The organism is Actinacidiphila oryziradicis (assembly GCF_005047355.1).
GTDB classification, from domain to species: domain Bacteria; phylum Actinomycetota; class Actinomycetes; order Streptomycetales; family Streptomycetaceae; genus Actinacidiphila; species Actinacidiphila oryziradicis.
In genome coordinates, this window is the sequence record NZ_SUMC01000019.1 from 125,443 (window position 1) to 147,392 (window position 21,950).

Below are 21,950 nucleotides of genomic sequence, written 5' to 3' on the forward strand. Positions count from 1 at the left end.
ATCGGCACGCCCGGGCCCGGGTGTCACCCGGATGGCCGACCAGAACTGGGCGCCGGGGGCCCGGGAGTGCGCACGATGGCCGCATGCTGCGCATTCCGGCACTCCTGCTTCTCACCGGCGCCGCGTGCGGCGTCACCGTTCAGGCCGCGTGGGCCGCGGGGCCTGAGCAGACCGAATGCCGTACGTCCGTGAAGGGCAGCGAAGGCATCGCGATCTGCTTCAATCCCGACCCTGACATCGATCACGCACAGCTGCACATTGAGTGCCGCCGCTGGTGGGACCCGGATGTGGACGGCCGCCCGGTGGCGGTGGGCCCCGCCGAGACCGTGACGCTCTCCGACCGCTGCTGGAAGGAGATCCAGAGCGTCTGGGTCACCCTCCGCTGACCGTCCAGCCGAGGCTCCAACTGAAGGCGTGCCCGCCCGCCTCTGCGGCCGCCGTCGCCGCGTTTCCGGCGCGGATGGCATCCACCAACCGCGTGTGGTCCACATACTGCTCCGGGCGCAGCTCCTCGCCGAGGTCCGCCTGCAGGAAGCCGCGGATCACCTCGCCCAGGTCCGCGTAGAGCTCGGTGATCACCGCGTTGTGCGAGGCGGCGACGACCGCCAGGTGCAAGGTCGCGTCGGCTTCGACGAAGGCCTCCGCGTCCCCGGACGCCCAGGCCCGCTCGCGCCGGTCCAGAGCCGCGTCCAGGTGCTTGACATCGCTTTCGGTACGGCGTGTCGCCGCCAGGGCCGCCGCCGAGGCTTCCAGGGCGGCCCGCAGCTCGGCGATATGCCGGGGGTCTGCCTCGGCGAAACGGCGGTGCATGACCCCCGCGAGTTCACTGGTGGCCAGCACGTATGTGCCGGATCCCTGCCGGATGTCCAGGAGACCGTTGTGGGCGAGCGCGCGGAGGGCCTCACGCACCGTGTTGCGGGCCACGCCGAGCTGTTCGACCAGCTCGGGCTCGGTGGGGATGCGTGAGCCGACCGGCCATGCACCGGAGGTGATCTGGGTGCGGAGCCGGGCGATCACCTCGTCGGCGAGCGCGGAGCGCCGGGGCACTGGACGGAGAATCATCCCATGATTCTATGATGGGCCCATGACAGACAACGACGTCGCCGCCGTAACCCGCACAGAGCCCGGGCCGGACACACTGACGCCGACGCCGCCCGTGGCACGGGTCGGATCCCGGTGGCTCGTGGCCGCCGCGATGGTCCTGGCCGCACTCAGCCTCCGTCCGGCGATCGCCAGCCTCGGGCCGCTGCTCGAAGAGGTCCGGCAGGGCCTCGGCATGAGCGGCACCCTCGCCGGGCTGCTCACCTCGGCCCCCGCCCTGTGCTTCGCGCTTTTCGGTGTCGGCGCGCCCCGGCTGGCCCGCCGCGTCGGCCCGGGCGCCGTGGTGTGCGCGGGCATGGCAGCGATCACGCTCGGCCTGGCCCTGCGGCCCCTCGCGGGCGGCACCGCAGTCTTCCTCGCTGTCAGCGCACTCGCGCTCGCCGGCATAGGCGTGAGCAACGTGCTGATGCCGGTGGTCGTCAAGCGGTACTTCCCGGACCGGGTGGGGCCGATGACCGGGCTCTACTCCATGGCCATCTCGCTCGGCACCGGCCTCGCCGCCGCGGTCACCGTGCCCCTCACCGACGCCCTGGGCGGCAGCTGGCGGCTCGGCCTCGGCATATGGGCCATGCCGGCCGCGGTCGCGGTCCTGCCCTGGCTCGTTCTCGTACGGGACCGCTCCGCCGCCCCCACCCGCGTTGCCGCTGCCGCCGCCCCCGCCGAGGCCGCTCACCAGACACCGGCCGTACGGATCACCCGCAGCCCCACCGCATGGGCGCTCACTGTCTTCTTCGGCCTCCAGGCCACCGGGGCCTACATCGCCATGGGCTGGATGCCGCAGATCTTCCGGGACGCCGGAATCCCGGCCGCCACCGCGGGTCTGCTGCTCGCCGTCACCATGGCCATCGGCGTCCCGCTCTCCTTCGTGGTGCCCGCGCTCGCCGGGCGGATGCGGAACCAGAGCGGCCTGTCGGTCCTGCTCGGCATCTTCGGTCTGGCCGGCTACTCCGGGCTCTGGCTCGCCCCGGCCGCGGCCCCCTGGGTATGGGCGCTGCTGCTCGGCGTCTCCATGTGCACCTTCCCGCTGGCCTTGACCCTGATCGGGATGCGCTCACGCACTTCGGCGGGCGTGGTGCGGCTTTCCGCCTTCGCCCAGAGCACCGGCTACCTCATCTCCATCCCCGGCCCGATCCTGGTGGGCACGCTCTACCAGCACACCGGCGGCTGGGGCTTGCCGATCGGATTCATGACGGCCCTCCTGGTGCCGCAGGTCGCGGCAGGCGTCCTGGCGGGCCGCGACCGCTGTGTGGAGGACGAACTCTGATCTGACCCCGGTGCGGCACCCTCCCAAGCTGGTGCAAAAATGGGAGCATGCCCGTACTCGAACCCAATCCCCCGACGCCGCAGAAGAAGCTCCTCGTGATCTTCGGCCTCATGATGCTGGTACCCGCCGTCGTCGCGGTGATCGCCTCCTTCGCGTCCAGAATGGGCTGATCCCCGAGAGTGAGCTAGGGACAACCCCACCCTCCCTAGGGGGTCAGGGTCAGGGTGAACTGGGTGGGCCGCCCGATGGGACCGGCCGCCCCGGCTCCGTACCGTCGTAGTGCAATCACATCCGGTACCACCGGCACTACGCGGAGGCCTTTCCCGTGTCCTCACAGTCGCTCCACGCGCGCACCCCGCCCGTGCAGACGCGCCTCCCCTGGTGGGCCGTAGCGCTGCCCGCGCTGGCCTTCGCCGCCCTGCTGGCACTCGTCGCGGCCCCCGGAACCGCCGGCCACACCGCGGCCGAGCCCGTCTTCCAACTCCTGGGCAGCATCGCACGGCGCCTGTTGTGACGGGCCCGCTTCCCCGCACCCCGCGCCCCATCGCGGGTTTTCTGGAAAGCTGAGAGGCATGAGCGTCGCTGCATCGCCTCGCCGGATCGTTCTGCTCCGGCACGCAAAGGCCGACTGGCCCTCCGTACCCGACCACGAGCGGCCCCTCGCCGAGCGCGGACGCCAGGAAGCGTCCATCGCGGGACGCAGGCTCGCGGATCTGGGCATCACCTTCGACCTGGCTGTGGTCTCCTCCGCCGTCCGCACTCGCGAGACCTGGAAACTTGTCGCGCACGAGCTCTCGCAGCGCCCGAAGACCATCTACGAGGACCGGCTCTACGATGCCACCCTCGGCGACCTGCTCGCGCTGCTCACCGAAATCCCCGAAGAGGTCGACAACTTGCTGCTGGTGGGTCACAACCCCGGCATGCACGCCCTCGCCGACGCCCTCTGCAGCGAGGCCGACGACGATCACCTCGCCCGTCTGGACCGGGGCGGCTTCCCGACCGCCGCGGTCGCGGTGATCACCTTCTCCGGGCCCTGGAAGTCCGTCGAGCACGGAGTCGGCCGGCTGACCGACTACTGGGCACCGCACGATTAGTCTGTCGGCGGATCATGGCTGGGCCCGCGACGCGCCCTCAGCTGCCTCTCCCAGCCTTCGGCCGGGTGGTGCCCCCAGGCACGGCACCTCGCTGCGCTGCCGACCGCGCCCCTTGGGCCGCTGGCGCGTCCGGGCCCGGACAGAGCCACGACGCAAGCGCCTCGGCGCCTTGCGATGCTTCCCAGCCTCCGGCCGACAGGCGCCCCCGGCGCGCCTGATCCGCAGGAAGGCCCGCAGGCCGTGCCCGTGCCGCCGCAGCCGGTACGCCCCCGGCGCGGGGTCTACGACCCGCCGTCCAGAGCGTCCGCCGCCTCGACCTCTTCGCGGGTGATACCCAGCAGATATAGGACCGCGTCCAGGAACGGCACATTCACCGCGGTGTCCGCAGCCTGCCGGACCACCGGCTTCGCGTTGAAGGCGACGCCCAGCCCGGCCGCGTTGAGCATATCGAGGTCGTTCGCGCCGTCACCGATCGCGACGGTCTGGCTCAGCGGCACGCCCGCCTGCTCCGCGAAGCGACGCAGTAGCCGGGCCTTGCCCGCCCGGTCCACGATCTCGCCGGTCACCCGGCCGGTGAGTTTGCCGTCGACGATCTCCAGGGTATTGGCCGCGGCGAAGTCCAGCCCGAGCTTTTCCCGGAGATCGTCCGTGACCTGGGTGAACCCGCCCGAGACCACGCCGACTTGGTAGCCGAGCCGCTTCAGCGTGCGGATCAGCGTCCGTGCCCCCTTCGTCATCCGGACCTCGGCCCGGACCTTGTTCACCACCGACTCGTCCAGCCCCGCGAGCAGCGCCACACGAGCGTGCAAGGACTGCTCGAAGTCCAGCTCGCCGCGCATTGCCGCCTCTGTGATCTCCGCGACCTTGTCCTCGCATCCCGCGTGCGCGGCGAAGAGTTCGATCACCTCGTCCTGGATGACGGTGGAATCCACGTCCATGATCACCAGCCGGCGCGCCCGGCGGTGCAGCCCCGCCGACACCACCGCCATGTCCACGCCGCGCTCATGCGCTTCCACGGCCAGCGCCGGCCGCAATGTGTCCGTGCGGACGCCGGAGACCGCGAACTCCACCGCCGTGACCGGGTACTTCGCCAGCCGGAAAATGCGGTCGATGTTGCCGCCCACCTCGGTGATCCTCGCCGCTATGGCAGCGATCGAATCCGCCGTCAGCGGGTTGCCGAGCACGGTCACATGGGAACGCCCCTCTCCACGCGGCCGGTTGTCGCCGCGGCCGGAGATGATCTCCGCCTGCAGTTTCAGCCTTTCCGCCCACGTGTGAACGATCGCGCGCAGTTCGCCCTCCACGCCTGACGCGGTCGGCGCCGTCAGCAGGGCGCACAACACGATGCGCCCCCGTGTGACGACCTGCTCAATGTCAACCACATCCACGCCGAAGCCGGCGAGGACCTCGAATAGCCCCGCGGTGATGCCGGGCCGGTCCTTACCGAAGATCTTGACCAGCAGGGTAGGGGTGTCCGCGGCCGGAACGGCGGTGACAGGTGAGGGCTGCGATGCGTCGTCCATGGTAAGTACACCGTAACCGGCCCCCACCGCCCACCGACGGCCCGTCCCGCGTTGCGGACACCCGGCGGGCACGCCGCCACCCCACGCGACCGCCCCGGGCCGCCAGGCACGCCGTGTCCTGGAGTGTCCGGCGCGGACGGCCCCCGCCCGCCGGGCCGGAACCTGCCGCAAGGTCCGGCGGACGGCCGGGCTGCGCACCAGATCCCAGAACCGCGCGGGCTAGGCGCCCTACGGCCCGCGTGGCGGTCCCGGCGGGGGCGGGGAGTCCGGGGGCGGCACCCTTGGGGGGCGGGTGGGCCGACGGGGCGGGTGGGACGGCAGCGGGCGTCCGGCGACGGTTGGGGCGGTGTGCGGCGCCGGGCCGGAGGGCGGCTGTTTGTACGGGTTGGGCTCGTCCTGCTCGGGCCGGTAGACGGGACTTGGGAGGTACGGCCCCGGCTGGTAGGCGATGCCGGGATACGTCCGGGAGGAATCCGAGGCGGCAGCCCTGCCCATACGTCCCACGGAGTACGGGGACGACCGGCGCCCGGCGGCGCCGGTGGCCAGGGCGAGGAGCGCGCCGATGCCGCCGGCCGCGCCACCCCAGGCGGCGCCGAGAAGCAGGGCCATCGGGATGCTGCCGTGCAGCTCGATGCCGGCGCCGACGGCGTCGAAACCGAAGACCGACAGATTGGCGCTGACGGAGACGCCGGTGAGCCAGACGAGCAGCGGAAAGGCGGCCGCGGTCGCCGCCCCCAGCCGCAAGGCGCAGCGTCCGGCGAATCCCGTGCGTGTCGTCCCCCACCGGGGAGTGCGGACCGCGGTGAGCGTGCCCGCGGCGAGCATCATGAGCGCGGCAGCCACGGTCAGCAGCCAGACCCGGCCGTCCAGCTCGGCCAGCCGGCCGGGAGTGATCGGCTGGCCGACCCGGCCGCTGAGCAGCCGGTCCACCGGATCCGGCAGCAGTTTCGCCAGTTCACCGGTCGCGGTGCCCCTCCACTGGACGAAGAGGCCGAGCGGCACCCCGAGCCACACTCCGTTAGGGGCGCCGAGCAGCGCGGAACCCATGATCCGCCCCGGCTCGTGCCCGGTGAGGGCGGCGAAGCCGGCGGCGGCGAAGCCCGCCAGGACCGCGAGCAGCAGCACCGAGACGAGCGCGGACGCTGCCGGCCGCACAATCCGGTGCACGGCCGCCAGGCCGCCTGGCAGCGGCGTACGGCGGGAGGCGAGCAGCGCGATCAGCAGGACCGCGAGCACCCACGACAGGCCGTCCAGCAGTGAGCGTCCGGTGTCGACATGGAAGCCGACCGAGGTCTTGGCGTTGATGAGGCCGCCCAGCCCGTCAGCGAGCCCGCCGCCGATGTTGCCCAGCCCCGGCAGCTTGTCGAGCAGCCCGCCCCCGCCCTTGCCGCTGCCCCCGCCCAGAGAGGCCCCGTCGATGGCGATGGTGTCCTGCCCGGCCCACGCCAGACCGGCCAGGAGCCCCACGAAGAGCACTGCCACCGCGCCCGCCCGCGCCGCGAGTTCCCGGGCCGCGATCACTGTGCCTGCCCCGCGCAGCGACCGCAGGAACACCCAGGCCAGCAGCACCGCTCCCACCAGTGCGACGCCCAGCGGCATGAGGCCGATCGCGCCCTTCGCCCCGGCCCCCGTCAGCCCGAACACCGCTACGTCGCCGGACGGGCTGACCTTGCCTCCCGCTGCCATGGCGACCACCGCGGCGGTCATCGGCCCGAGTGAGCCCGCGGTGTCCGCGCCGACCAGGTGCAACCCGAGCGCGGCGGTGCCCGTCATGGCCAGGAACGCCCAGCTCACCGCCGCGATCGCGGAGAACAGTACGCCGCCCCAGGGGACTTTGCGGGTTTCGTACGAGGGCGGGGGTGAAGGTGTCATGGAAGTGTGTACGCTCATCCCGGCTCCCGGAGATCGTACGTTGGGCCCACCTTGTCCTGAGTTGTTCCGTGGGTGACTACCACTTTCGGGGGGCGCCTCGGTGCAGTCAACGCCGCGTGGGGGGCGCACTGGGTGAAGCTCGGCTTCCGGTTTCGGGGCGCGCCTGAAATAGTTCCTCCGGGTGTTTGCAATCTCTAGACTCCCCTTCACGGGGGGACTTCTCGGGGGACAACTTTGTGGGGCTTGGGGTGCCTGGACTCGTACTGGAATTCAACGGACAAACCTGGACGCTTGACCCGTCCAAGTCATATAGCGTGGGCCGTGATCCGCAGGGAGACGTGGTGTTAGACGACGCCAGAGTCTCCTGGCGGCACGCGGCCATTCGCTGGGGCGGGCGCGGCTGGGTGATCGAGGACCTCGGCAGCACCAACGGCACCTATGTGCTGGGACAGCGGATCCAACAGCACGAGGTGGCTCCCGGCGCGGCCGTGCATCTCGGCAATGCCACCGACGGCCCGCGGCTGGGCTTCGGCCCGGAGCAGCAGTCCGGCGCCGCCCTCTACGGTGCGGAGACCTCGCTCGCCCAGCAGGCCGCGGCCCCGGTCGCGCAACAGGCGGCGCCTGCGTACCAGCAGCCGCAACAGGCGCCGGTCCAGCAGCCCGCGGCGTGGGCCCAGCCCGCACCGCGGCAAGTGGCCCAGCCGGTGCCTCAGCAGGTGCTCCGGCAGGCGCCGCCGCAAGCGCCCCAGCAGGGCGGCTGGAGCCGGCCGCCGCAGCCGGCCGCCGCGGGTGCCGGCGCGCCGGCCCAAGGCGACCGCAGCCCGACGACCTTCCATCACCTGGCGACCGGCCGCGTCATGCGGATCGGCCGTGCCCTGGAGAACGAGCTGGTCGTCTCCGACCTCCAGGTCTCCCGGTACCATGCCGAGTTCCGCGCGCACCCCGACGGCCGCTACGAGATCGCCGACCTCGGCAGCCACAACGGGACCTACGTCAACGGCCAGCCGATCCAGAGTCATCTGCTCGGCCCGGAAGACATAGTCGGCGTCGGCCACTCCACCTTCCGGCTCGCCGGCGACCAGCTCGAGGAGTTCGTCGACACCGGCGAAGTCACCTTCACCGCCCGCCGCCTCACCGTACGAGTGCCGCAGGGCAAGGCCACCAAGACGATCCTCAACGACGTCTCCTTCGGCGTCCCGGAGAAGTCGCTGATCGCGGTCATCGGCCCGTCCGGCTCCGGCAAATCCACCCTGCTGCGCGCCCTGACCGGCTACCGGCCGGCCGACGCCGGCGAGGTGTTGTACGACAGCCGCAACCTGTACAAGCAGTTCGCCGAACTGCGCCAGCGCATCGGCCTCGTTCCGCAGGACGACATCCTGCACAAGGAGCTATCGGTCCGCACCGCCCTGCGGTACGCCGCCAAGCTGCGCTTCCCCGGCGACACCAAGTCCGACGAGCGCGAGGCCCGCATCGACGAGGTGCTCGGGGAGCTCAAGCTCGACATCCACGCCGACAAGCGCATCACCTCCCTCTCCGGCGGCCAGCGCAAGCGCGTCTCCGTCGCCCTAGAACTGCTCACCAAACCTTCGCTGATCTTCCTGGACGAGCCGACTTCCGGCCTCGACCCGGGGATGGACCGCGATGTGATGCAGCTGCTGCGCGGCCTGGCCGACGACGGACGCACCGTCCTGGTCGTCACCCACTCGGTGGCCGAGCTGGCGCTCTGCGACCGGCTCCTGGTCATGGCACCGGGCGGCTCGGTCGCGTACTTCGGACCGCCGGAGGAGGCGCTGAACTTCTTCGGCTACGAAAGCTGGGCCGACGTCTTCTCCGCCTTCGAGAGTTACCGCGACTACGACTGGGCCGATCGCTGGAAGGGCTCCCAGCACTACCAGATGTACGCCGCCGACCTGGACGCCGCGGCCCCGCAGGCCGCGCCGGTCCTCCAGCAGCAGCGCCCGCCCAAGCCGCAGGGCTGGGGCTCGCAGCTGTGGACACTGGTCCGCCGCTACCTGTCGGTGATCGCCTCCGACCGCGGCTTCATCGGCCTGATGTTCATCCTCCCGGCGGTCCTGGGCGTGGTGAGCACCCTCATTCCGGCGGACAGCGGGCTCGGCATCGGTCCCGCGAAGAACCACTTCACGAACAAGGACGCGGGCACCATCATGCTGATCCTGGCGGTCGGCGCGTGCTTCTCCGGCGCGGCCAACTCCGTACGGGAGCTGATCAAGGAGCGGGTGATCTACGAGCGGGAGCGGGCCACCGGGCTCTCACGCTCCGCCTACCTGTTGTCCAAGGTCATCGTGCTGGGCCTGATCACTGTCCTGCAGGGCGTGATCATCTGCGTGATCGGCTTCGGCGCCCGTTCGAAGCTGCCAACCGAAGGGGTCATCCTCAAGAACTTCCCGGTGGTCGAGATGACATTGGTGGTCGGCGCGCTCGGGTTCACGTCGATGATGTTCGGCCTGGTCATCTCCGCGCTGGTGAAGACCGCGGAGAAGACCATGCCGCTGCTGGTGATGTTTGCGATCATCCAGGTGGTGTTCACCGGCGTCCTTTTCCAGCTGTTTCAGAAGCCCGGCATAGAGCAGGTCGCCTGGTTGATGCCCGCGCGATGGGCGGTCGCCGCTCTCGGCACGACAACCCAGCTGAACGTGCAGATGCCGTGGACCCCGAACGCCGTCGACCAGTTGTGGGTGCACACCGCCGCCCAGTGGTTCATTGACACCGGTGTACTCCTCGGCATCGGCGCGGTCTGCGGCTTCGTCGTACTGCGGTTGCTGCGGCGACACGAGCCGGAGGTCATGCGCAAGTAACGGCACGCATATTGAGGGCTGTGGTATCCCGGATCCGGGATACCACAGCCCTCAATATGTGCGTTTTGAGGCTCGGTACCGTCAGTACCAGCTGTGCGCCTGCCAGAACGACCAGGCTGCGCAGGGGCTGCCGTAGCGCCCGTCCATGTAGCTGAGGCCCCACCTGATCTGCGTGGCCGGGTTGGTCTGCCAGTCGGCGCCGGCGGAGGCCATCTTGGAGCCGGGCAGCGCCTGTACGAGGCCGTAGGCGCCGGAGCCGGCGTTGACCGCCCGGTAGTTCCAGCCGCTCTCGTGGGACACGATGTGCGAGAAGCACTGGAACTGGGAGGAGCTCATCATTTGCCGGGCGATCTGCTGCGCGGAGCCGCCCCGAGTCGTGAGCGCCACCGTCTCGACGGTCGCAGCCTTGCGCGGCTGGCTGCGGTTGGCGGCCTGCTGCGCCTCGGCGCGCTTGGCGGCGTCCGCCTGAGCCGTCTTCCTGGCGGCGTCCTGAGCGGCCTTCTTCTTCGCGTTCACGGCGTCCTGGCCGGCGTGCTTCCGGGCGGCGTCGGCCTGCGCGGAGATGCTCTTCAGCTGGCCGGCCTCGCCGGAAGTCCAGTCGGCCTGCTGGGCGCCGGACGTCGTGTCGGCGGCGGGGGCCAGGCCGTGGACCGCCAGGACAGGGGTCTGCTGGGCGGCGGACGCTGTACCCGCGGTCCCGGACAGACCGGTGACCGCCAGGACCACCGCGCTGCCCGCTGCGACGCCCGCAGCGGAGTACTTGTGGGCCTTGGACAGGCGGCTGAGATTCGGGATCGTGGGGACGTTCATGGGCGGAGTACCTCTTCCAAATTGGGGCTCGCAGTTCTACCGGCGGCGAAGAGAAGCGCTACGTGTCGAACACGGCGCGGTGCGACCCCAGCATTGTTAGCGGTAGGTAAATCTCAGGGCAAAGACCCCCATTACTACCCATGGCCGTAGTTAGCCTGCGAACAAACCGGACATTTATTACTGAACTGCACGCCTGGCCCGTCCGGCCGCCCTACTACCCGGCTTCGTAAGTGACCTACGTCCTATGCATGAGCTCACACGGCGCCCTCTTTGTGATCGCGCTGCGCGACCGGACCGGCACCAAAAGTCACTGGCCGGCCCCTGCCGGGCGCTCCACGGCACCTCCGGCAGGGGCCGGCCCAAAGGCTCAAGGCAGCAGCAGATTGCTGTCCCCGAACTCGTGCCACAGATAGCCGCCGCACACGGCCTCCCCGTACACCTGCTCCAGAAGCGCGGGCCCGGCCAAGGCCTCCAGCATCAGCAGATGGGAGGCGGTCGGCTCGTGCAGCCCGGTCAGCAGCCCGTCCACCGCCCGCACCCCGCGCCCGGGCGTGATCACCAGGTCGGTCCAGCCGCCCGCCGCCCGGACCACTCCGTGGACATCCGCGGCGGACTCCAGCGCCCGCACGACGGTGGTCCCCACCGCCACCACCCGGCCGCCTCCCGCGCGGGCCGCGTTCACCAGCCACGCCGTGCTCGGTGGCACCGAGAAGCGCTCCGGGTACGGCGGCTCGTACGCCTCCCCCGAGGCCACCCCCGTGTGCAGCGTGATGGGCGCGATCTGTACACCCCGGCTCACCAGCTCCGTCACCAGCACGGCGGTGAAAGGGCGGCCCGCGCTCGGCATCTCCGCCGACCCCAGTCCGTCATCAGGGGACTCCACAGAGAACACCGTCTGGTAAGCGGCCAACGGCTGGTCCCGCTCGGTGTAGCCGTACCGGATCGGCCGCCCGTACCGGTGCAGATACGCCACCGGATCCGCCATCGACGCCGCCGCCACCCACAGCCGCTCCCCGCGCGCACTCAGCGGCGCCTGCAACACGAGCCGCTCACCTCCCGGCAGCCCCACCACCGCCCCCGCAGGGCCGCCGGGCCGGGGCAGCGTCGTACCCCGCGCATCAGGCGTACGCAGCTCCACGGTCCACCGCCCGTCGTCCTGCCGGGTCGAGAAATGGACGACCACCGGCTTCTCCCCAAGCCGCCCGTCCACCGCCGCCGGCAGCGTCCGCGAGGTGTTCACCACCAGGACGTCCCCAGCCCGCAGCAGCCGGGGCAGCTCCCCGAAGGCATGGTGCGCCACCTCGCCCGCCGCTCTCCGCCCGACCAGCAGCCGCACCGCGTCCCGGCCCCGGCCGCGCTCCTCCGCCGGCACCCGCGCCGACAGCTCAGGCGGCACACTCAGCAACCTCATGACAACCCTCTCGCCGAAGCCGAAGCCGAAGCCGAAGCCGAAGCCGGATCTGGCCCTTGAGCCGGCCCAGCCACGCGCAACGCCGTCACAGCGCCCCCTCCAGCAGCGCCGGGACCGCGTACCGGCCACTGGCCGCGTCCTCGTCCAGCAGCCGCAGCAACGCCGGCACGACCGACTCCGGCGACCGACGGGCCCCGAAGTCCGGATCGCCGGGGACGGCCGCCTCGTACAGCCCCGTCCGCATGTCGCCGGGGTCCACCCACCACACCCGCAGCGCCGGCTCCTCGACCGCGAGCACCGCCGACAGCTGCTCCAGCGCCGCCTTGCTCGCCCCGTACCCGCCCCATGTCCCGTACGCCTCCACCGCCGCGTCGGAGCTCACGTTCAGCACCGCGCCCTGGGACGCAGCCAGCAGCGGCATCGCCTCCTGCACGAGCCCCAGCGCGGCCACCACATTCGTCTCCAGCGCGGCACGGAAGCCGTCCAATGGCTGCTCCGCCAGCGTCACCAGCGGTTCCGCGCCCAGCGCGCTCGCGTTGTTCACCAGCAGTTGCAAGGCGCCGAACTCCCAGGCCGAGGCAACCAGCGCGGCCCGGTGCCCCGGATTCGTCACATCGCCCGGGACCGCCACCACCCGCGCGGTCCGCTCCAGCTCTGCCTCCGCCGCTTTGAGCGCGTCCGCGTCCCTCCCGTCGATCACCAGGTCCCAGCCGCGTCCGGCCAGTGCCCCGGCCAATGCGAGTCCCAGGCCCCGCGATGCTCCCGTAACGATTGCGACCGGCATCGTCCCGCCCCTTCGAGCCCGCCGCCCGGCCCGCTGCCCGGCGGTCGCTCCCACCGTAGGAACGGAGCCGTCCGGTGCGCCTCGGCCGCCCGCAGCACAGCGCGGGGGCACTTCGCCCTACGCCGGAGGGACCACGCGGGACCGCCGAGCGACCGATCCCGCGGGTCGCACCCCGCCGGTACGGTGAACACATGTGCAGCCCACCGACCCGCCGCGGTATCGAAGCCGTGAGTGCCGCGGTCCTCGCGATGAGCCGGCACCTGGAGGTGCGCGAGGTGCTGCAGACCATCGTCGCGTCCGCCCGCGAGCTCCTCGATGCCGAATACGCAGCCCTCGGCGTGCCCGACGACCACGGCGGATTCGCCCAGTTCGTGGTCGACGGGATCAGCGACGAGCAATGGAAGGCGATCGGCCCGCTGCCCCGCCAGCACGGCATTCTCGCGGCGATGCTGCACGAGGCCACCTCGCGGCGGCTCACCGACGTCCGTGAGTTCGAGAGCTTCGAGGGCTGGCCCTCCGCCCACCCCGAGATGACGGACTTCATCGGCATGCCCGTCCTCGACGGCGACGAGATCCTCGGCGCGATCTTCCTGGCGAACAAGGCAGGCGAGGCCGGCAAAGCCGTCAAGGCGGCCGGCTTCACGGAGGAGGACGAGGCGCTGCTGCGCATTCTCGCCGCGCACGCGGCCATCGCCCTCACCAACGCCCGCCTCTACGAACGCAGCCGCGAACTGACCCTGGCGGGGGAGCGGGCCCGGATCGCCCACGAACTCCACGACGCCGTCTCCCAGAAGCTCTTCTCACTGCGGCTGACCGCCCAGGCCGCGGCCGCCCTCGTGGACCGCGACCCGGCCCGCGCCAAGCACGAGCTGAAACAGGTCGCCATGCTTGCCGCCGAGGCCGCGGACGAGTTGCGCACTGTCGTCATCGAGATGCGGCCCGCCGCCCTGGACGAGGACGGTCTCGTAGCCACCCTGCGCACCCAGGCGGAGGTGCTCGGCCGGGTCCATGCGACCCGCATCGCCTTCACCGCCTCCCGGATGCGGGCGTTGCCGGCCGCACAGGAGGAGGCGGTGCTGAGGGTCGCCCAGGAGGCGCTGCACAACGCGCTGCGCCATGCCGGGGCCACCGCTGTGGAGGTCCGGCTGGAGGGCCGCGGCAGGGGGGCGGCGCTACGGGTGTCCGACGACGGGCGGGGCTTCGAGCCGTCGGCGGTGCGCCGCGCCGGGCGCCACCTGGGACTGGTGTCCATGCGGGACCGTGCGGGGGGCGTCGGCGGCCGCCTGAGCGTGGAGTCGGCGCCCGGCAAGGGCACCGTGATCGAGATGGAGGTGCCCGGTGGCTGACAGTGTGATCAGGGTTCTGCTGGTCGATGATCACCAGGTGGTCCGGCGGGGCCTTCGGACCTTCCTGGAGGTGCAGCCCGACATCGAGGTCGTCGGCGAGGCAGGGGACGGCGACGAGGGGGTGCGCCGGGCGGAGGAGCTGCTTCCCGATGTGATCCTGATGGACGTCAAGATGCCCGGCACCGACGGCATCGGCGCACTGCGCAAGCTGCGCGAGAGCGGCAGCAAGGCCCGGGTGCTGGTGGTCACCAGCTTCACCGAGCAGCGCACCGTCGTCCCGGCCCTCCGCGCCGGGGCGGCCGGCTACCTGCACAAGGACGTGGATCCCGACGCACTGGCCGGAGCGATCCGATCGGTGCACGCCGGGCATGTGCTGCTCCAGCCCGAGGTCGCCGACGCACTGCTGTCGCAGGAGGGAGCGGGCAGCGGCCACGGCCGGGGAAATGCGCTCACCGAGCGCGAGCGCGAGGTCCTGTCGCTGATCGCCGACGGCCGGTCCAACCGCGAGATCGCCCGAGCCCTGGTCCTCTCCGAGAAGACCGTCAAAACCCATGTCAGCAACGTGCTGATGAAACTGGATGTTTCGGACAGAACGCAGGCGGCGCTGTGGGCCGTACGCCACGGCATCGGGTGACCTGGCTCGGCCCCGTTCTATGCGGGCACCGGTGTCAAGACCCGTATCTCGAACATCCTGATGAAACTGGACGTCACCGATCGCACGCAGCCCTGGTCCGGGGGGGCGTCCGGGCTTATCGGAATGTCATCCTCCGGACTGAGATTCATACCGTCGGGTGTATGTAGCCCAGATGGCGCAACCTTCTCGCTCGTGACCCGTTTTCCATGGCGTACTGCGGCGGATTGCCGCAGCGCCACAGGCTAAGAAGGGTCAAAGAAGTGAAGAACCTGCACAAGGTCGCCGCCGTCACCATGGCTGCCGGAAGCCTCGCCGTCCTCGGTGCCGGCGTCGCCTCCGCCACGGGCGGTGCCAACGCGGGCGGTAGCGCGCAGCACTCTCCCGGCGTCGTCTCGGGCAATGTCATCCAGGTGCCGGTGCACGTCCCGGTGAACGTATGCGGCAACACCGTCAGCGTCATCGGCCTGCTGAACCCGGCTGCTGGGAACCTCTGCATCAACAAGTGATCGCAGGCGCCTGCACGGTTCGCCCGTGACCACCGGCCCCGGAGGCAATGCCTCCGGGGCCGGTCTCTGGTGGGCCCGGTCCCTGGAACCGGCCCTGGCCCGCACGAGCACTGCCAAGAAGGCCGTCGGCTCCGCAGGTGTCATTTCGGGCAACGTCATCCAGAGCCCCGCGGGCAGCGCCGTCCGCGGGGCCTCCCCGTTGCTGCCCCCGGCCACCGGGCGGGCTCGCCCCGAGCCCGCCCGGCGAAGGTCCGCCGCGGCCGCCCCGGCATCCGTCCCGCTATCCGCGCCGCTCCGCCTCCTCCACGTACGCGTTGTAAGCCGCCACCTGCGCCCGGCGCGCCGTACGCTCCACCGGTCGCAGCAGCTCCGCCCGTGCCGCGATCTCCGACGCGCTCACCGCCGCCCCGTGCTCGACCGACGCGATGGCGATTAGCGCCCCGACCCGCTGCGCCAGCTCCAGCACCCGTACCGCCCGCGGCGGATACCCCGGAGCCAGGACCTGCCTGCCGCGCTCCGCCCGCGCCCGGTAGGCGTCCAGTGCGGCTGCGGCGGCCGGCCCCGAGCCGGCCACGTCCAGCCTGCTGAGGGCTGTCGTGGCGTCCCTGAGCGCCTCCGCGAGCTCCCGCTCCGCCTCGCCGAGCGACGGCACATCCGCCCCGGGCGCCTCCCGTACGGCCAGGCACTGCCACTCCACCTCGACATGTACATCCCCGGGCGGCCCCGCCTCCGTCACCTCAGGTACGAGACCGAGCGGCGGGCCGCCCACCGCGATCACCGCCTCGCCCGCCGCCAGGGCCCGCGCGTTGAAATCCGGCGGCCCGCTGAGTCCCAGCGGATGCCCCGGCACCGGCAGCGCGATCCGCAGCCCCTTCACGCCGAGTGCGCGCAGCCGCCCGAGACCGAGCGTCAGCCCGACCGGGCCGGATTCTCCGGGCAGACCGGTGATCCGGTGGACCGTATCGCCACCGAGCACTTCCGGTACGACATCATCTGGTGCGGCAAGTCCGGCAATTAGGGCATTTCCCCACGACGCCAGCCGTCCTGAGCGAGGTTCATCGAGCATCCCCCCAGCCTAAGGATTAGGTCGGACACCTCGTGGCGTAGATTTCCTTGAGAGGCGGTGCCTACAGGCGGCCGCGACAGCCGAGACTGCGACTTGCAATGGGAGACAACGCGCTCATGAGCGATGTTCTGGAGCTGGTGGACGTATCTGTGGTCCGCGACGGCCGGGCTCTGGTGGACGAAGTCTCCTGGTCGGTCGCGGAGGGTGAGCGCTGGGTGATCCTCGGACCCAATGGCGCGGGCAAGACAACCCTGTTGAACGTCGCCTCCAGCTACCTCTATCCGACCACCGGCACCGTCCAGGTGCTCGGGGAGAAGCTCGGCAGCGTCGATGTCTTCGAGCTGCGCCCCCGCATCGGCATGGCGGGCGCTGCCATGGCCGAGAAGATGCCCCGCCGCCAGACCGTCCTGGAAACCGTCCTCACCGCCGCGTACGGCATGACCGCACACTGGCGCGAGAGCTACGAACAGGTCGACGAGGACCGCGCCCGCGCCTTCCTCGACCGGCTCGGCATGACCGACTTCCTCGACCGGAAGTTCGGCACCCTCTCCGAGGGGGAGCGCAAGCGCACCCTCATCGCCCGCGCCATGATGACCGACCCCGAGCTGCTCCTGCTCGATGAGCCCGCCGCCGGTCTCGACCTCGGCGGCCGCGAGGACCTGGTCCGCCGCCTCGGGCGGCTCGCCCGTGATCCGATCGCCCCCTCCATGATCATGGTCACCCATCATGTGGAGGAGATCGCCCCCGGTTTCACCCATGTTCTGATGATTCGTCAGGGCAAGGTCGTCGCCGCCGGCCCGGTCGAGACCGAGCTCAACTCCGTCAACCTCTCCCGCTGCTTCGGTCTTCCGCTGGTCGTCGAGCGCAGGGGCGACCGCTGGACGGCGGCGGGCTTGCCGCTTTCCTGACCTACCGGCCGGAGGTCCCCTGCCCTTCGGAGGCTCGCGCGCCTACGATGAACAGGTGGATTCATGGATCGGGTGGCTCATCGCCGCCGTAGCGCTGGGTATTCCGTTGGTGGTGACCGCGATGCCCGAATTCGGGATGTTCGCGGTAGGTGCCGTCGCGGCCGCCGTGGTGGCCGCTGTCGGTGGCGGCATTGTGGCGCAGGTACTGGTCTTTGTGATCGTCTCGGTCGCGCTGATCGCCGTCGTGCGCCCGATCGCCAACCGGAACGCGAAACAGAAGCCCGAGCTGCGCAGCGGCATCGACGCGCTGAAGGGCCGGCAAGCCGTCGTCCTGGAACGCGTCGACGGCCGTGGCGGCCGGATCAAGCTGGCGGGAGAGATCTGGTCCGCTCGCACACTCGACGACGACCTGGCGTTCGAGCCGGGACAACGGGTGGACGTCGTGGAGATAGAAGGGGCGACGGCAGTCGTCATGTAACCTCCACGGTCCGCCCACGGGGAATTCGCCGAACCCGGGGCGCACCGCCCCGGAGGTCTGCCAGAATTGATCATGGTGTAGTACCGGCAGCAAGTCGAACGGCGTGGGGGTAGGGGTAGACGTGGCACCGATCGTTATCGTCCTGATCATCCTGGTTGTGCTCGTCTTCATCGCGCTCATCAAGACGGTCCAGGTCATTCCGCAGGCAAGCGCCGCGATCGTCGAGCGCTTCGGCCGCTACACCCGCACCCTCAGTGCGGGACTCAACATCGTGGTGCCGTTCATCGACACCATCCGAAACCGCATCGACCTCCGCGAGCAGGTCGTCCCCTTCCCCCCACAGCCGGTGATCACCCAGGACAACCTGGTGGTCAACATCGACACCGTCATCTACTACCAGGTCACCGACGCACGGGCCGCGACCTACGAAGTCGCCAGCTACATCCAGGCCATTGAGCAACTCACAGTCACCACCCTCCGCAACATCATCGGCGGCATGGACCTGGAGCGGACCCTCACCTCCCGTGAGGAAATCAACGCGGCCCTCCGCGGCGTCCTCGACGAGGCCACCGGCAAGTGGGGCATCCGCGTCAACCGCGTCGAGCTCAAGGCCATCGAGCCGCCGACCTCCATCCAGGACTCGATGGAGAAGCAGATGCGCGCCGACCGTGACAAGCGCGCCGCGATCCTCACCGCCGAAGGTATCCGCCAGTCGCAGATCCTCACTGCCGAGGGCGAGAAGCAGTCCGCCATCCTCCGCGCCGAAGGCGAGTCCAAGGCCGCCGCCCTGCGTGCCGAGGGCGAGGCCCAGGCCATCCGTACGGTCTTCGAGTCCATCCACGCCGGCGACCCCGACCAGAAGCTGCTCGCCTACCAGTACCTCCAGATGCTCCCCAAGATCGCCTCTGGCGACGCCAACAAGCTCTGGATCATCCCCAGCGAGCTCAACGACGCGCTCAAGGGCCTCGGCGGCATCGTCAACATCCCCGGTGCCCCGGGCCTCGGCGGCGGTGGCGCCAACAGCACAGGCGATGGCAGCGCGGGTGGCAACGGCGGTGGCGGCAACAGCGGCGGCGGGCCGCGCCGGGAGAGCCCCCGCTTCGACACCGACTGAGCCGCCTTTGGCATGATCACTGGGTGAGCATCTGGCAGGCCCTCGCCGTCTTCGCCGCAGGCATTTGCGCCGGCACGATGAACGTCGTCGTCGGCTCGGGCACTCTGGTCACCTACCCGGTGCTGCTCGCCATCGGCCTGCCGCCGGTCACCGCCAACGTCTCCAACACGCTCGGCCTCGTCCCCGGCTCCGTCAGCGGGGCCATCGGCTACCGGGAAGAACTACGGGGGCAGCGCCGCCGCGTCATCCGGCTCGGCCTCACCGCCCTCGTGGGCGGCGCGGCTGGTGCGGTCCTGCTGCTGGCGCTGCCCTCCGCCGCGTTCGACACGATCGTGCCCGTCCTCATCGGGCTCGCCCTCGTCCTCGTCATCCTGCAACCTCGTCTGACCCGGACGCTGCGGGCCCGGCGGGAGCGCCACGGCACCACCACCCCCACCGAGGGCGGCCCCTTGCTGATGGCCGGAGTGTTCCTCGCCAGCGCGTACGGCGGCTACTTCGGCGCCGCCCAGGGCATCCTCTACCTCTCCCTGATGGGGCTGCTGCTCCACGACGACCTACAGCGTCTCAACGGGCTCAAGAACGTCCTGGCCCTGCTGGTCAACGGCGTGGCCGCAGTCCTCTTCCTGTTCATCGCGGACTTCGACTGGGCCGCGGTCCTTCTCATCGCGACCGGCGCGGCCCTCGGCGGAGTCATCGGCGCCCGGATCGGCCGACGGCTGCCGCCCACCGTCATGCGCGGTGTGATCGTCGCCGTCGGCCTGGCCGCTATCGCCCAGCTCGTCCTCAAGAGATGACGGGGGCCGGCCACCGTCAGGCCGACAGTCCCAGCAACCCCGGCGGAGCGGCGTTACGGTCCTTCAGCCCGAGCGCCAGCAGCAGAGCGTCCGCCGGAGTCGGCTCGAACGGCTGCGTCAGCAGCCGCATCCCCGCCTGCTCAGGCGTACGGTCCGCTTTGCGTTGATTGTCCTCGGTGCATGACGCAACCGTGTTCAGCCACGTGTCCCCACCACCGCGTGACCTCGGTACGACATGGTCCACCGTGGTCGCCCGCCGCCCGCAGTACGCACACCGGTTCCGGTCCCGCACCAGCACACCCCGCCGCGACCACGAGGCCCGTTGTCGGAACGGCACTCTTACGTACCGGCAGAGCCTGATCACCTGCGGCACCGGTACCTCGACGGTCGCCGCGCGGATCCGCAACCCCGGATGCGCCTGCTCGACCACGGCCTTGTCCTGCATGACCAGCACCACCGCACGCCGCAGCGACACCGTCGACAACGGCTCAAAGCCCGCGTTCAGCACCAAAGTCTCACGCATACCGTCCGCCCCTCGGGTCCGTCCCGCTCCCTGGCGGGTGGGTCCACTGTGGCCGGGCGATACCCACGCGGACAACGCAATTTCCGCACGCGGAAGCGAACGCGAACCGAAGCCGGGGAAAACCGAATGCCCCGGTGACCCCAACCACAGGGGCGCACCGGGGCACATCGGGACCTGCCGGGGCTCAGCCCGCGGAAGTGTCCTCGTACTCGCCGATCAGCTGGGCCCGGCCCAGCGTGTGGAACCGCAGGTTGAAGCCCACGAACGCCGGCGACGCGTCGGTGTCCGGCCCGAGCTTCTCCTGGTCCACCGCGTACACGGTGAAGACATAACGGTGCGGCCCGTCCCCGGGCGGCGGCGCGGCACCGCCGAAGTCCCGCGACCCGTAGTCGTTGCGTGCCTGGACCGCCCCCTCGGGCAGCCCCTTGAAGGGAGCCGTCCCCGCCCCCGCCGGCAGCTCCGTGACCGTCACCGGGATGTCAAAGAGCACCCAGTGCCAGAAGCCGCTGCCGGTCGGCGCGTCCGGGTCGTAACACGTGACGGCAAAGCTCTCGGTGCCCTCCGGGAAGCCCTCCCACCTCAGGTGCGGCGAGACATTGCCCGCGCTGTAGACCTGATCGACCTTGAGAGTGGTGCCCGGCGCCACATCGTCGCTCACTACAGTGAACGATGGCACCGGCGGGTGGAAATCGTGGGGGAGCGGCCGCCGCTTCTGCTCGGTCACCTGGACACCTCCTGGTCGTGGGAAACGATCTAGCACCCCGAGCTTAGAACCAGTTCCGCTTGCCGCCCACTTCAGCCAGCCACTGATTGAGGTAAGCCGCCCAGTCGGTGTCCTGGAAGGAGTTCAGACGGACCGTGAACGTGCGATACGAGTCGCTTCCCTGACCGAACAGCCCCGGCTTCTTGTCCATCTCCAGGATCACATCCATCTCGTGGCCGTCCGCCACGAAGCTCAACTCCACCTGGCTCAACCCGCGGTACTGGTGCGGCGCGTGGAACTCGATCTCCTGGTAGAACGGCAGCCGCTGCCGCGAGCCCCGGATGTGCCCGCGCTCCAGGTCCGCGTTCTTGAAGCTGAAGCCCAACTGCCCGAACGCATCGAGAATCGCCTGCTGAGCCGGGACCGGATGCACATTGACCGGGTCCAGATCGCCCGAGTCCACCGCCCGCGCGATCGCCAGCTCTGTCGTCACCCTGATGTTCATCCCGGACAGGTGCCGCCCCAGGAAGGTCGTGATCGGCGTCTCCCAGGGAATCTCCAACCCGAACGGCACCGTGTGCACCGCCCCCGGCTGCACCTCGAACGCTCCGCCCAGCTGCTGCCGGTGGAACTCGATGTTCTGCTTGTACTCCTCGTCGCCGCTCTCCACCTCGACCCGGGCCTGGAGCCCGACCGACAGCCCCTCGATCTGCTGCGCAACCGATCCGCCCTGGATCCGCACCTCACCTTGGACGACCCCGCCCGGCACCACGTTCGGCTCGTTCAGCACCGTCTCCACCGACGCGCCCCCGGCACCCAAGCTCGCAAGCAGCTTCTTGAAGCCCACTGTCTCCCACTCCCTTTACTGGCGGTTGCCTCGCCCTTTACGAACGCGACCCCGCTCCGAACGGTTCCAGTACCCTCCTACCGCATGATCGCCGCTCCGGAAAGCACCCCGCTCGACCGGGCCTTCTTCGACCGCCCGGTGCTCAAGGTCGCCCCCGACCTCCTGGGGCGCACCCTTGTACGTAGTACTGAAGAAGGCCCGATCGAGCTGCGCCTCAACGAAGTCGAGGCCTACGCCGGACCCGCCGGCCCCGGCTCCCACGCGTACCGCGGCCGCACAGACCGCAACGCCGTCATGTTCGGGCCGCCCGGCCACGCCTACGTCTACTTCACCTACGGCATGTCAAGTCGGTCAGC

The 21,950-nt window shown here is 70.5% G+C and carries 23 protein-coding genes and 1 pseudogene; 14 read left to right on the top strand and 10 right to left on the bottom strand.

Features of this window, described 5'->3' with window-relative positions:
• Positions 1–83: 83 nt before the first annotated feature.
• Positions 84–386, top strand: a complete 303-nt coding sequence (locus FCI23_RS20800) for a hypothetical protein (protein ID WP_246143867.1) — start codon at positions 84–86, stop codon at positions 384–386.
• Here FCI23_RS20800 and FCI23_RS20805 read toward each other — a convergent pair.
• Positions 373–1,062 carry a FadR/GntR family transcriptional regulator gene (locus FCI23_RS20805; protein ID WP_136725437.1) on the bottom strand — a complete coding sequence of 230 codons (690 nt, stop codon included), beginning with the start codon at positions 1,060–1,062 and terminating at the stop codon, positions 373–375. The two genes, FCI23_RS20800 and FCI23_RS20805, sit on opposite strands and share 14 nt — an antisense overlap.
• A 22-nt stretch (positions 1,063–1,084) precedes the next feature.
• Here FCI23_RS20805 and FCI23_RS20810 point away from each other — a divergent pair, with 22 nt between their 5' ends.
• From FCI23_RS20810 to FCI23_RS20820, 4 genes are all read left to right on the top strand, one after another.
• Positions 1,085–2,365, top strand: coding sequence for a CynX/NimT family MFS transporter (locus FCI23_RS20810; RefSeq protein WP_136725438.1), 1,281 nt, complete (start codon positions 1,085–1,087; stop codon positions 2,363–2,365).
• 47 nt (positions 2,366–2,412) lie between these two features.
• Entirely contained in the window at positions 2,413–2,535 is a 123-nt protein-coding gene (locus FCI23_RS62395) for an SGM_5486 family transporter-associated protein (RefSeq protein WP_265737757.1), read from the top strand.
• A 155-nt stretch (positions 2,536–2,690) separates the two neighbouring features.
• The gene (locus FCI23_RS20815; RefSeq protein ID WP_136725439.1) at positions 2,691–2,879 is read left to right on the top strand and encodes a hypothetical protein; all 189 of its coding nucleotides are present in this window, start codon (positions 2,691–2,693) and stop codon (positions 2,877–2,879) included.
• Between the two features lie 58 nt (positions 2,880–2,937).
• Positions 2,938–3,459, top strand: a complete 522-nt coding sequence (locus FCI23_RS20820; protein ID WP_136725440.1) for a SixA phosphatase family protein — start codon at positions 2,938–2,940, stop codon at positions 3,457–3,459.
• A gap of 281 nt (positions 3,460–3,740) precedes the next feature.
• Here the strand turns inward: FCI23_RS20820 and serB are convergent, their stop codons facing one another.
• Complete coding sequence (gene serB, locus FCI23_RS20825; protein ID WP_136725441.1) at positions 3,741–4,982, bottom strand: phosphoserine phosphatase SerB; 1,242 nt, start codon at positions 4,980–4,982, stop codon at positions 3,741–3,743.
• Between the two features lie 228 nt (positions 4,983–5,210).
• Positions 5,211–6,872, bottom strand: a complete 1,662-nt coding sequence (locus tag FCI23_RS20830) for a streptophobe family protein (protein WP_246143868.1) — start codon at positions 6,870–6,872, stop codon at positions 5,211–5,213.
• A 230-nt stretch (positions 6,873–7,102) separates the two neighbouring features.
• Here FCI23_RS20830 and FCI23_RS20835 point away from each other — a divergent pair, with 230 nt between their 5' ends.
• Positions 7,103–9,670, top strand: coding sequence for an FHA domain-containing protein (locus FCI23_RS20835; RefSeq protein ID WP_136725442.1), 2,568 nt, complete (start codon positions 7,103–7,105; stop codon positions 9,668–9,670).
• Between the two features lie 81 nt (positions 9,671–9,751).
• On the opposite strand, the gene FCI23_RS20840 is transcribed toward FCI23_RS20835, so the two are convergent.
• From FCI23_RS20840 to FCI23_RS20850, 3 genes are all read right to left on the bottom strand, one after another.
• The gene (locus FCI23_RS20840; protein WP_136725443.1) at positions 9,752–10,480 is read right to left on the bottom strand and encodes an aggregation-promoting factor C-terminal-like domain-containing protein; all 729 of its coding nucleotides are present in this window, start codon (positions 10,478–10,480) and stop codon (positions 9,752–9,754) included.
• A 367-nt stretch (positions 10,481–10,847) separates the two neighbouring features.
• Complete coding sequence (locus tag FCI23_RS20845; RefSeq protein WP_136725444.1) at positions 10,848–11,891, bottom strand: S-adenosylmethionine:tRNA ribosyltransferase-isomerase; 1,044 nt, start codon at positions 11,889–11,891, stop codon at positions 10,848–10,850.
• Positions 11,892–11,976: 85 nt separating this feature from the next.
• A complete protein-coding gene (locus tag FCI23_RS20850; protein WP_136725445.1) occupies positions 11,977–12,675 on the bottom strand; it encodes an SDR family NAD(P)-dependent oxidoreductase in 699 nt (232 codons plus the stop codon).
• Between the two features lie 191 nt (positions 12,676–12,866).
• Between FCI23_RS20850 and FCI23_RS20855 the strand changes: the two genes are divergently transcribed.
• The 3 genes from FCI23_RS20855 to FCI23_RS20865 all read left to right on the top strand — a co-directional run bounded on the left by FCI23_RS20855 (position 12,867) and on the right by FCI23_RS20865 (position 15,161).
• A complete protein-coding gene (locus FCI23_RS20855) occupies positions 12,867–14,021 on the top strand; it encodes a GAF domain-containing sensor histidine kinase (protein WP_136725446.1) in 1,155 nt (384 codons plus the stop codon).
• Positions 14,014–14,655 (top strand): response regulator, encoded by a 642-nt coding sequence (locus tag FCI23_RS20860; protein WP_136725447.1) that lies wholly within the window; start codon positions 14,014–14,016, stop codon positions 14,653–14,655. The genes FCI23_RS20855 and FCI23_RS20860 overlap by 8 nt, the downstream gene beginning before the upstream one ends.
• Before the next feature lie 260 nt (positions 14,656–14,915).
• The gene (locus FCI23_RS20865) at positions 14,916–15,161 is read left to right on the top strand and encodes a chaplin (protein WP_136725448.1); all 246 of its coding nucleotides are present in this window, start codon (positions 14,916–14,918) and stop codon (positions 15,159–15,161) included.
• A 280-nt stretch (positions 15,162–15,441) separates the two neighbouring features.
• Here FCI23_RS20865 and FCI23_RS20870 read toward each other — a convergent pair whose 3' ends face one another.
• On the bottom strand, positions 15,442–16,227 hold the full coding sequence (locus tag FCI23_RS20870) for a hypothetical protein (RefSeq protein ID WP_136725449.1): 786 nt from the start codon (positions 16,225–16,227) through the stop codon (positions 15,442–15,444).
• Positions 16,228–16,343: 116 nt separating this feature from the next.
• On the opposite strand from FCI23_RS20870, the gene FCI23_RS20875 reads away from it, so the two are divergent.
• The 4 genes from FCI23_RS20875 to FCI23_RS20890 all read left to right on the top strand — a co-directional run bounded on the left by FCI23_RS20875 (position 16,344) and on the right by FCI23_RS20890 (position 19,521).
• Positions 16,344–17,135 (top strand): ABC transporter ATP-binding protein, encoded by a 792-nt coding sequence (locus FCI23_RS20875; RefSeq protein WP_136725450.1) that lies wholly within the window; start codon positions 16,344–16,346, stop codon positions 17,133–17,135.
• A 55-nt stretch (positions 17,136–17,190) separates the two neighbouring features.
• Positions 17,191–17,613, top strand: a complete 423-nt coding sequence (locus FCI23_RS20880; protein ID WP_136725451.1) for an NfeD family protein — start codon at positions 17,191–17,193, stop codon at positions 17,611–17,613.
• A gap of 121 nt (positions 17,614–17,734) precedes the next feature.
• Positions 17,735–18,727: an SPFH domain-containing protein gene (locus tag FCI23_RS20885; protein ID WP_136725452.1), complete on the top strand. Its 993-nt coding sequence runs from the start codon at positions 17,735–17,737 to the stop codon at positions 18,725–18,727.
• A gap of 23 nt (positions 18,728–18,750) precedes the next feature.
• Complete coding sequence (locus tag FCI23_RS20890) at positions 18,751–19,521, top strand: sulfite exporter TauE/SafE family protein (RefSeq protein WP_136725453.1); 771 nt, start codon at positions 18,751–18,753, stop codon at positions 19,519–19,521.
• A 16-nt stretch (positions 19,522–19,537) separates the two neighbouring features.
• On the opposite strand, the gene FCI23_RS20895 is transcribed toward FCI23_RS20890, so the two are convergent.
• The 3 genes from FCI23_RS20895 to FCI23_RS20905 form a co-directional block, all read right to left on the bottom strand.
• Positions 19,538–20,044: an HNH endonuclease gene (locus FCI23_RS20895; protein WP_136725454.1), complete on the bottom strand. Its 507-nt coding sequence runs from the start codon at positions 20,042–20,044 to the stop codon at positions 19,538–19,540.
• A gap of 184 nt (positions 20,045–20,228) precedes the next feature.
• Positions 20,229–20,768 carry a YbhB/YbcL family Raf kinase inhibitor-like protein gene (locus FCI23_RS20900; RefSeq protein ID WP_136725455.1) on the bottom strand — a complete coding sequence of 180 codons (540 nt, stop codon included), beginning with the start codon at positions 20,766–20,768 and terminating at the stop codon, positions 20,229–20,231.
• Between the two features lie 43 nt (positions 20,769–20,811).
• Positions 20,812–21,594, bottom strand: coding sequence for a sporulation protein (locus FCI23_RS20905; protein WP_136725456.1), 783 nt, complete (start codon positions 21,592–21,594; stop codon positions 20,812–20,814).
• 84 nt (positions 21,595–21,678) lie between these two features.
• On the opposite strand from FCI23_RS20905, the pseudogene FCI23_RS20910 reads away from it, so the two are divergent.
• Positions 21,679–21,936: pseudogene (locus FCI23_RS20910) on the top strand (DNA-3-methyladenine glycosylase); the annotation flags it as partial.
• Between the last annotated feature and the right edge of the window lie 14 nt (positions 21,937–21,950).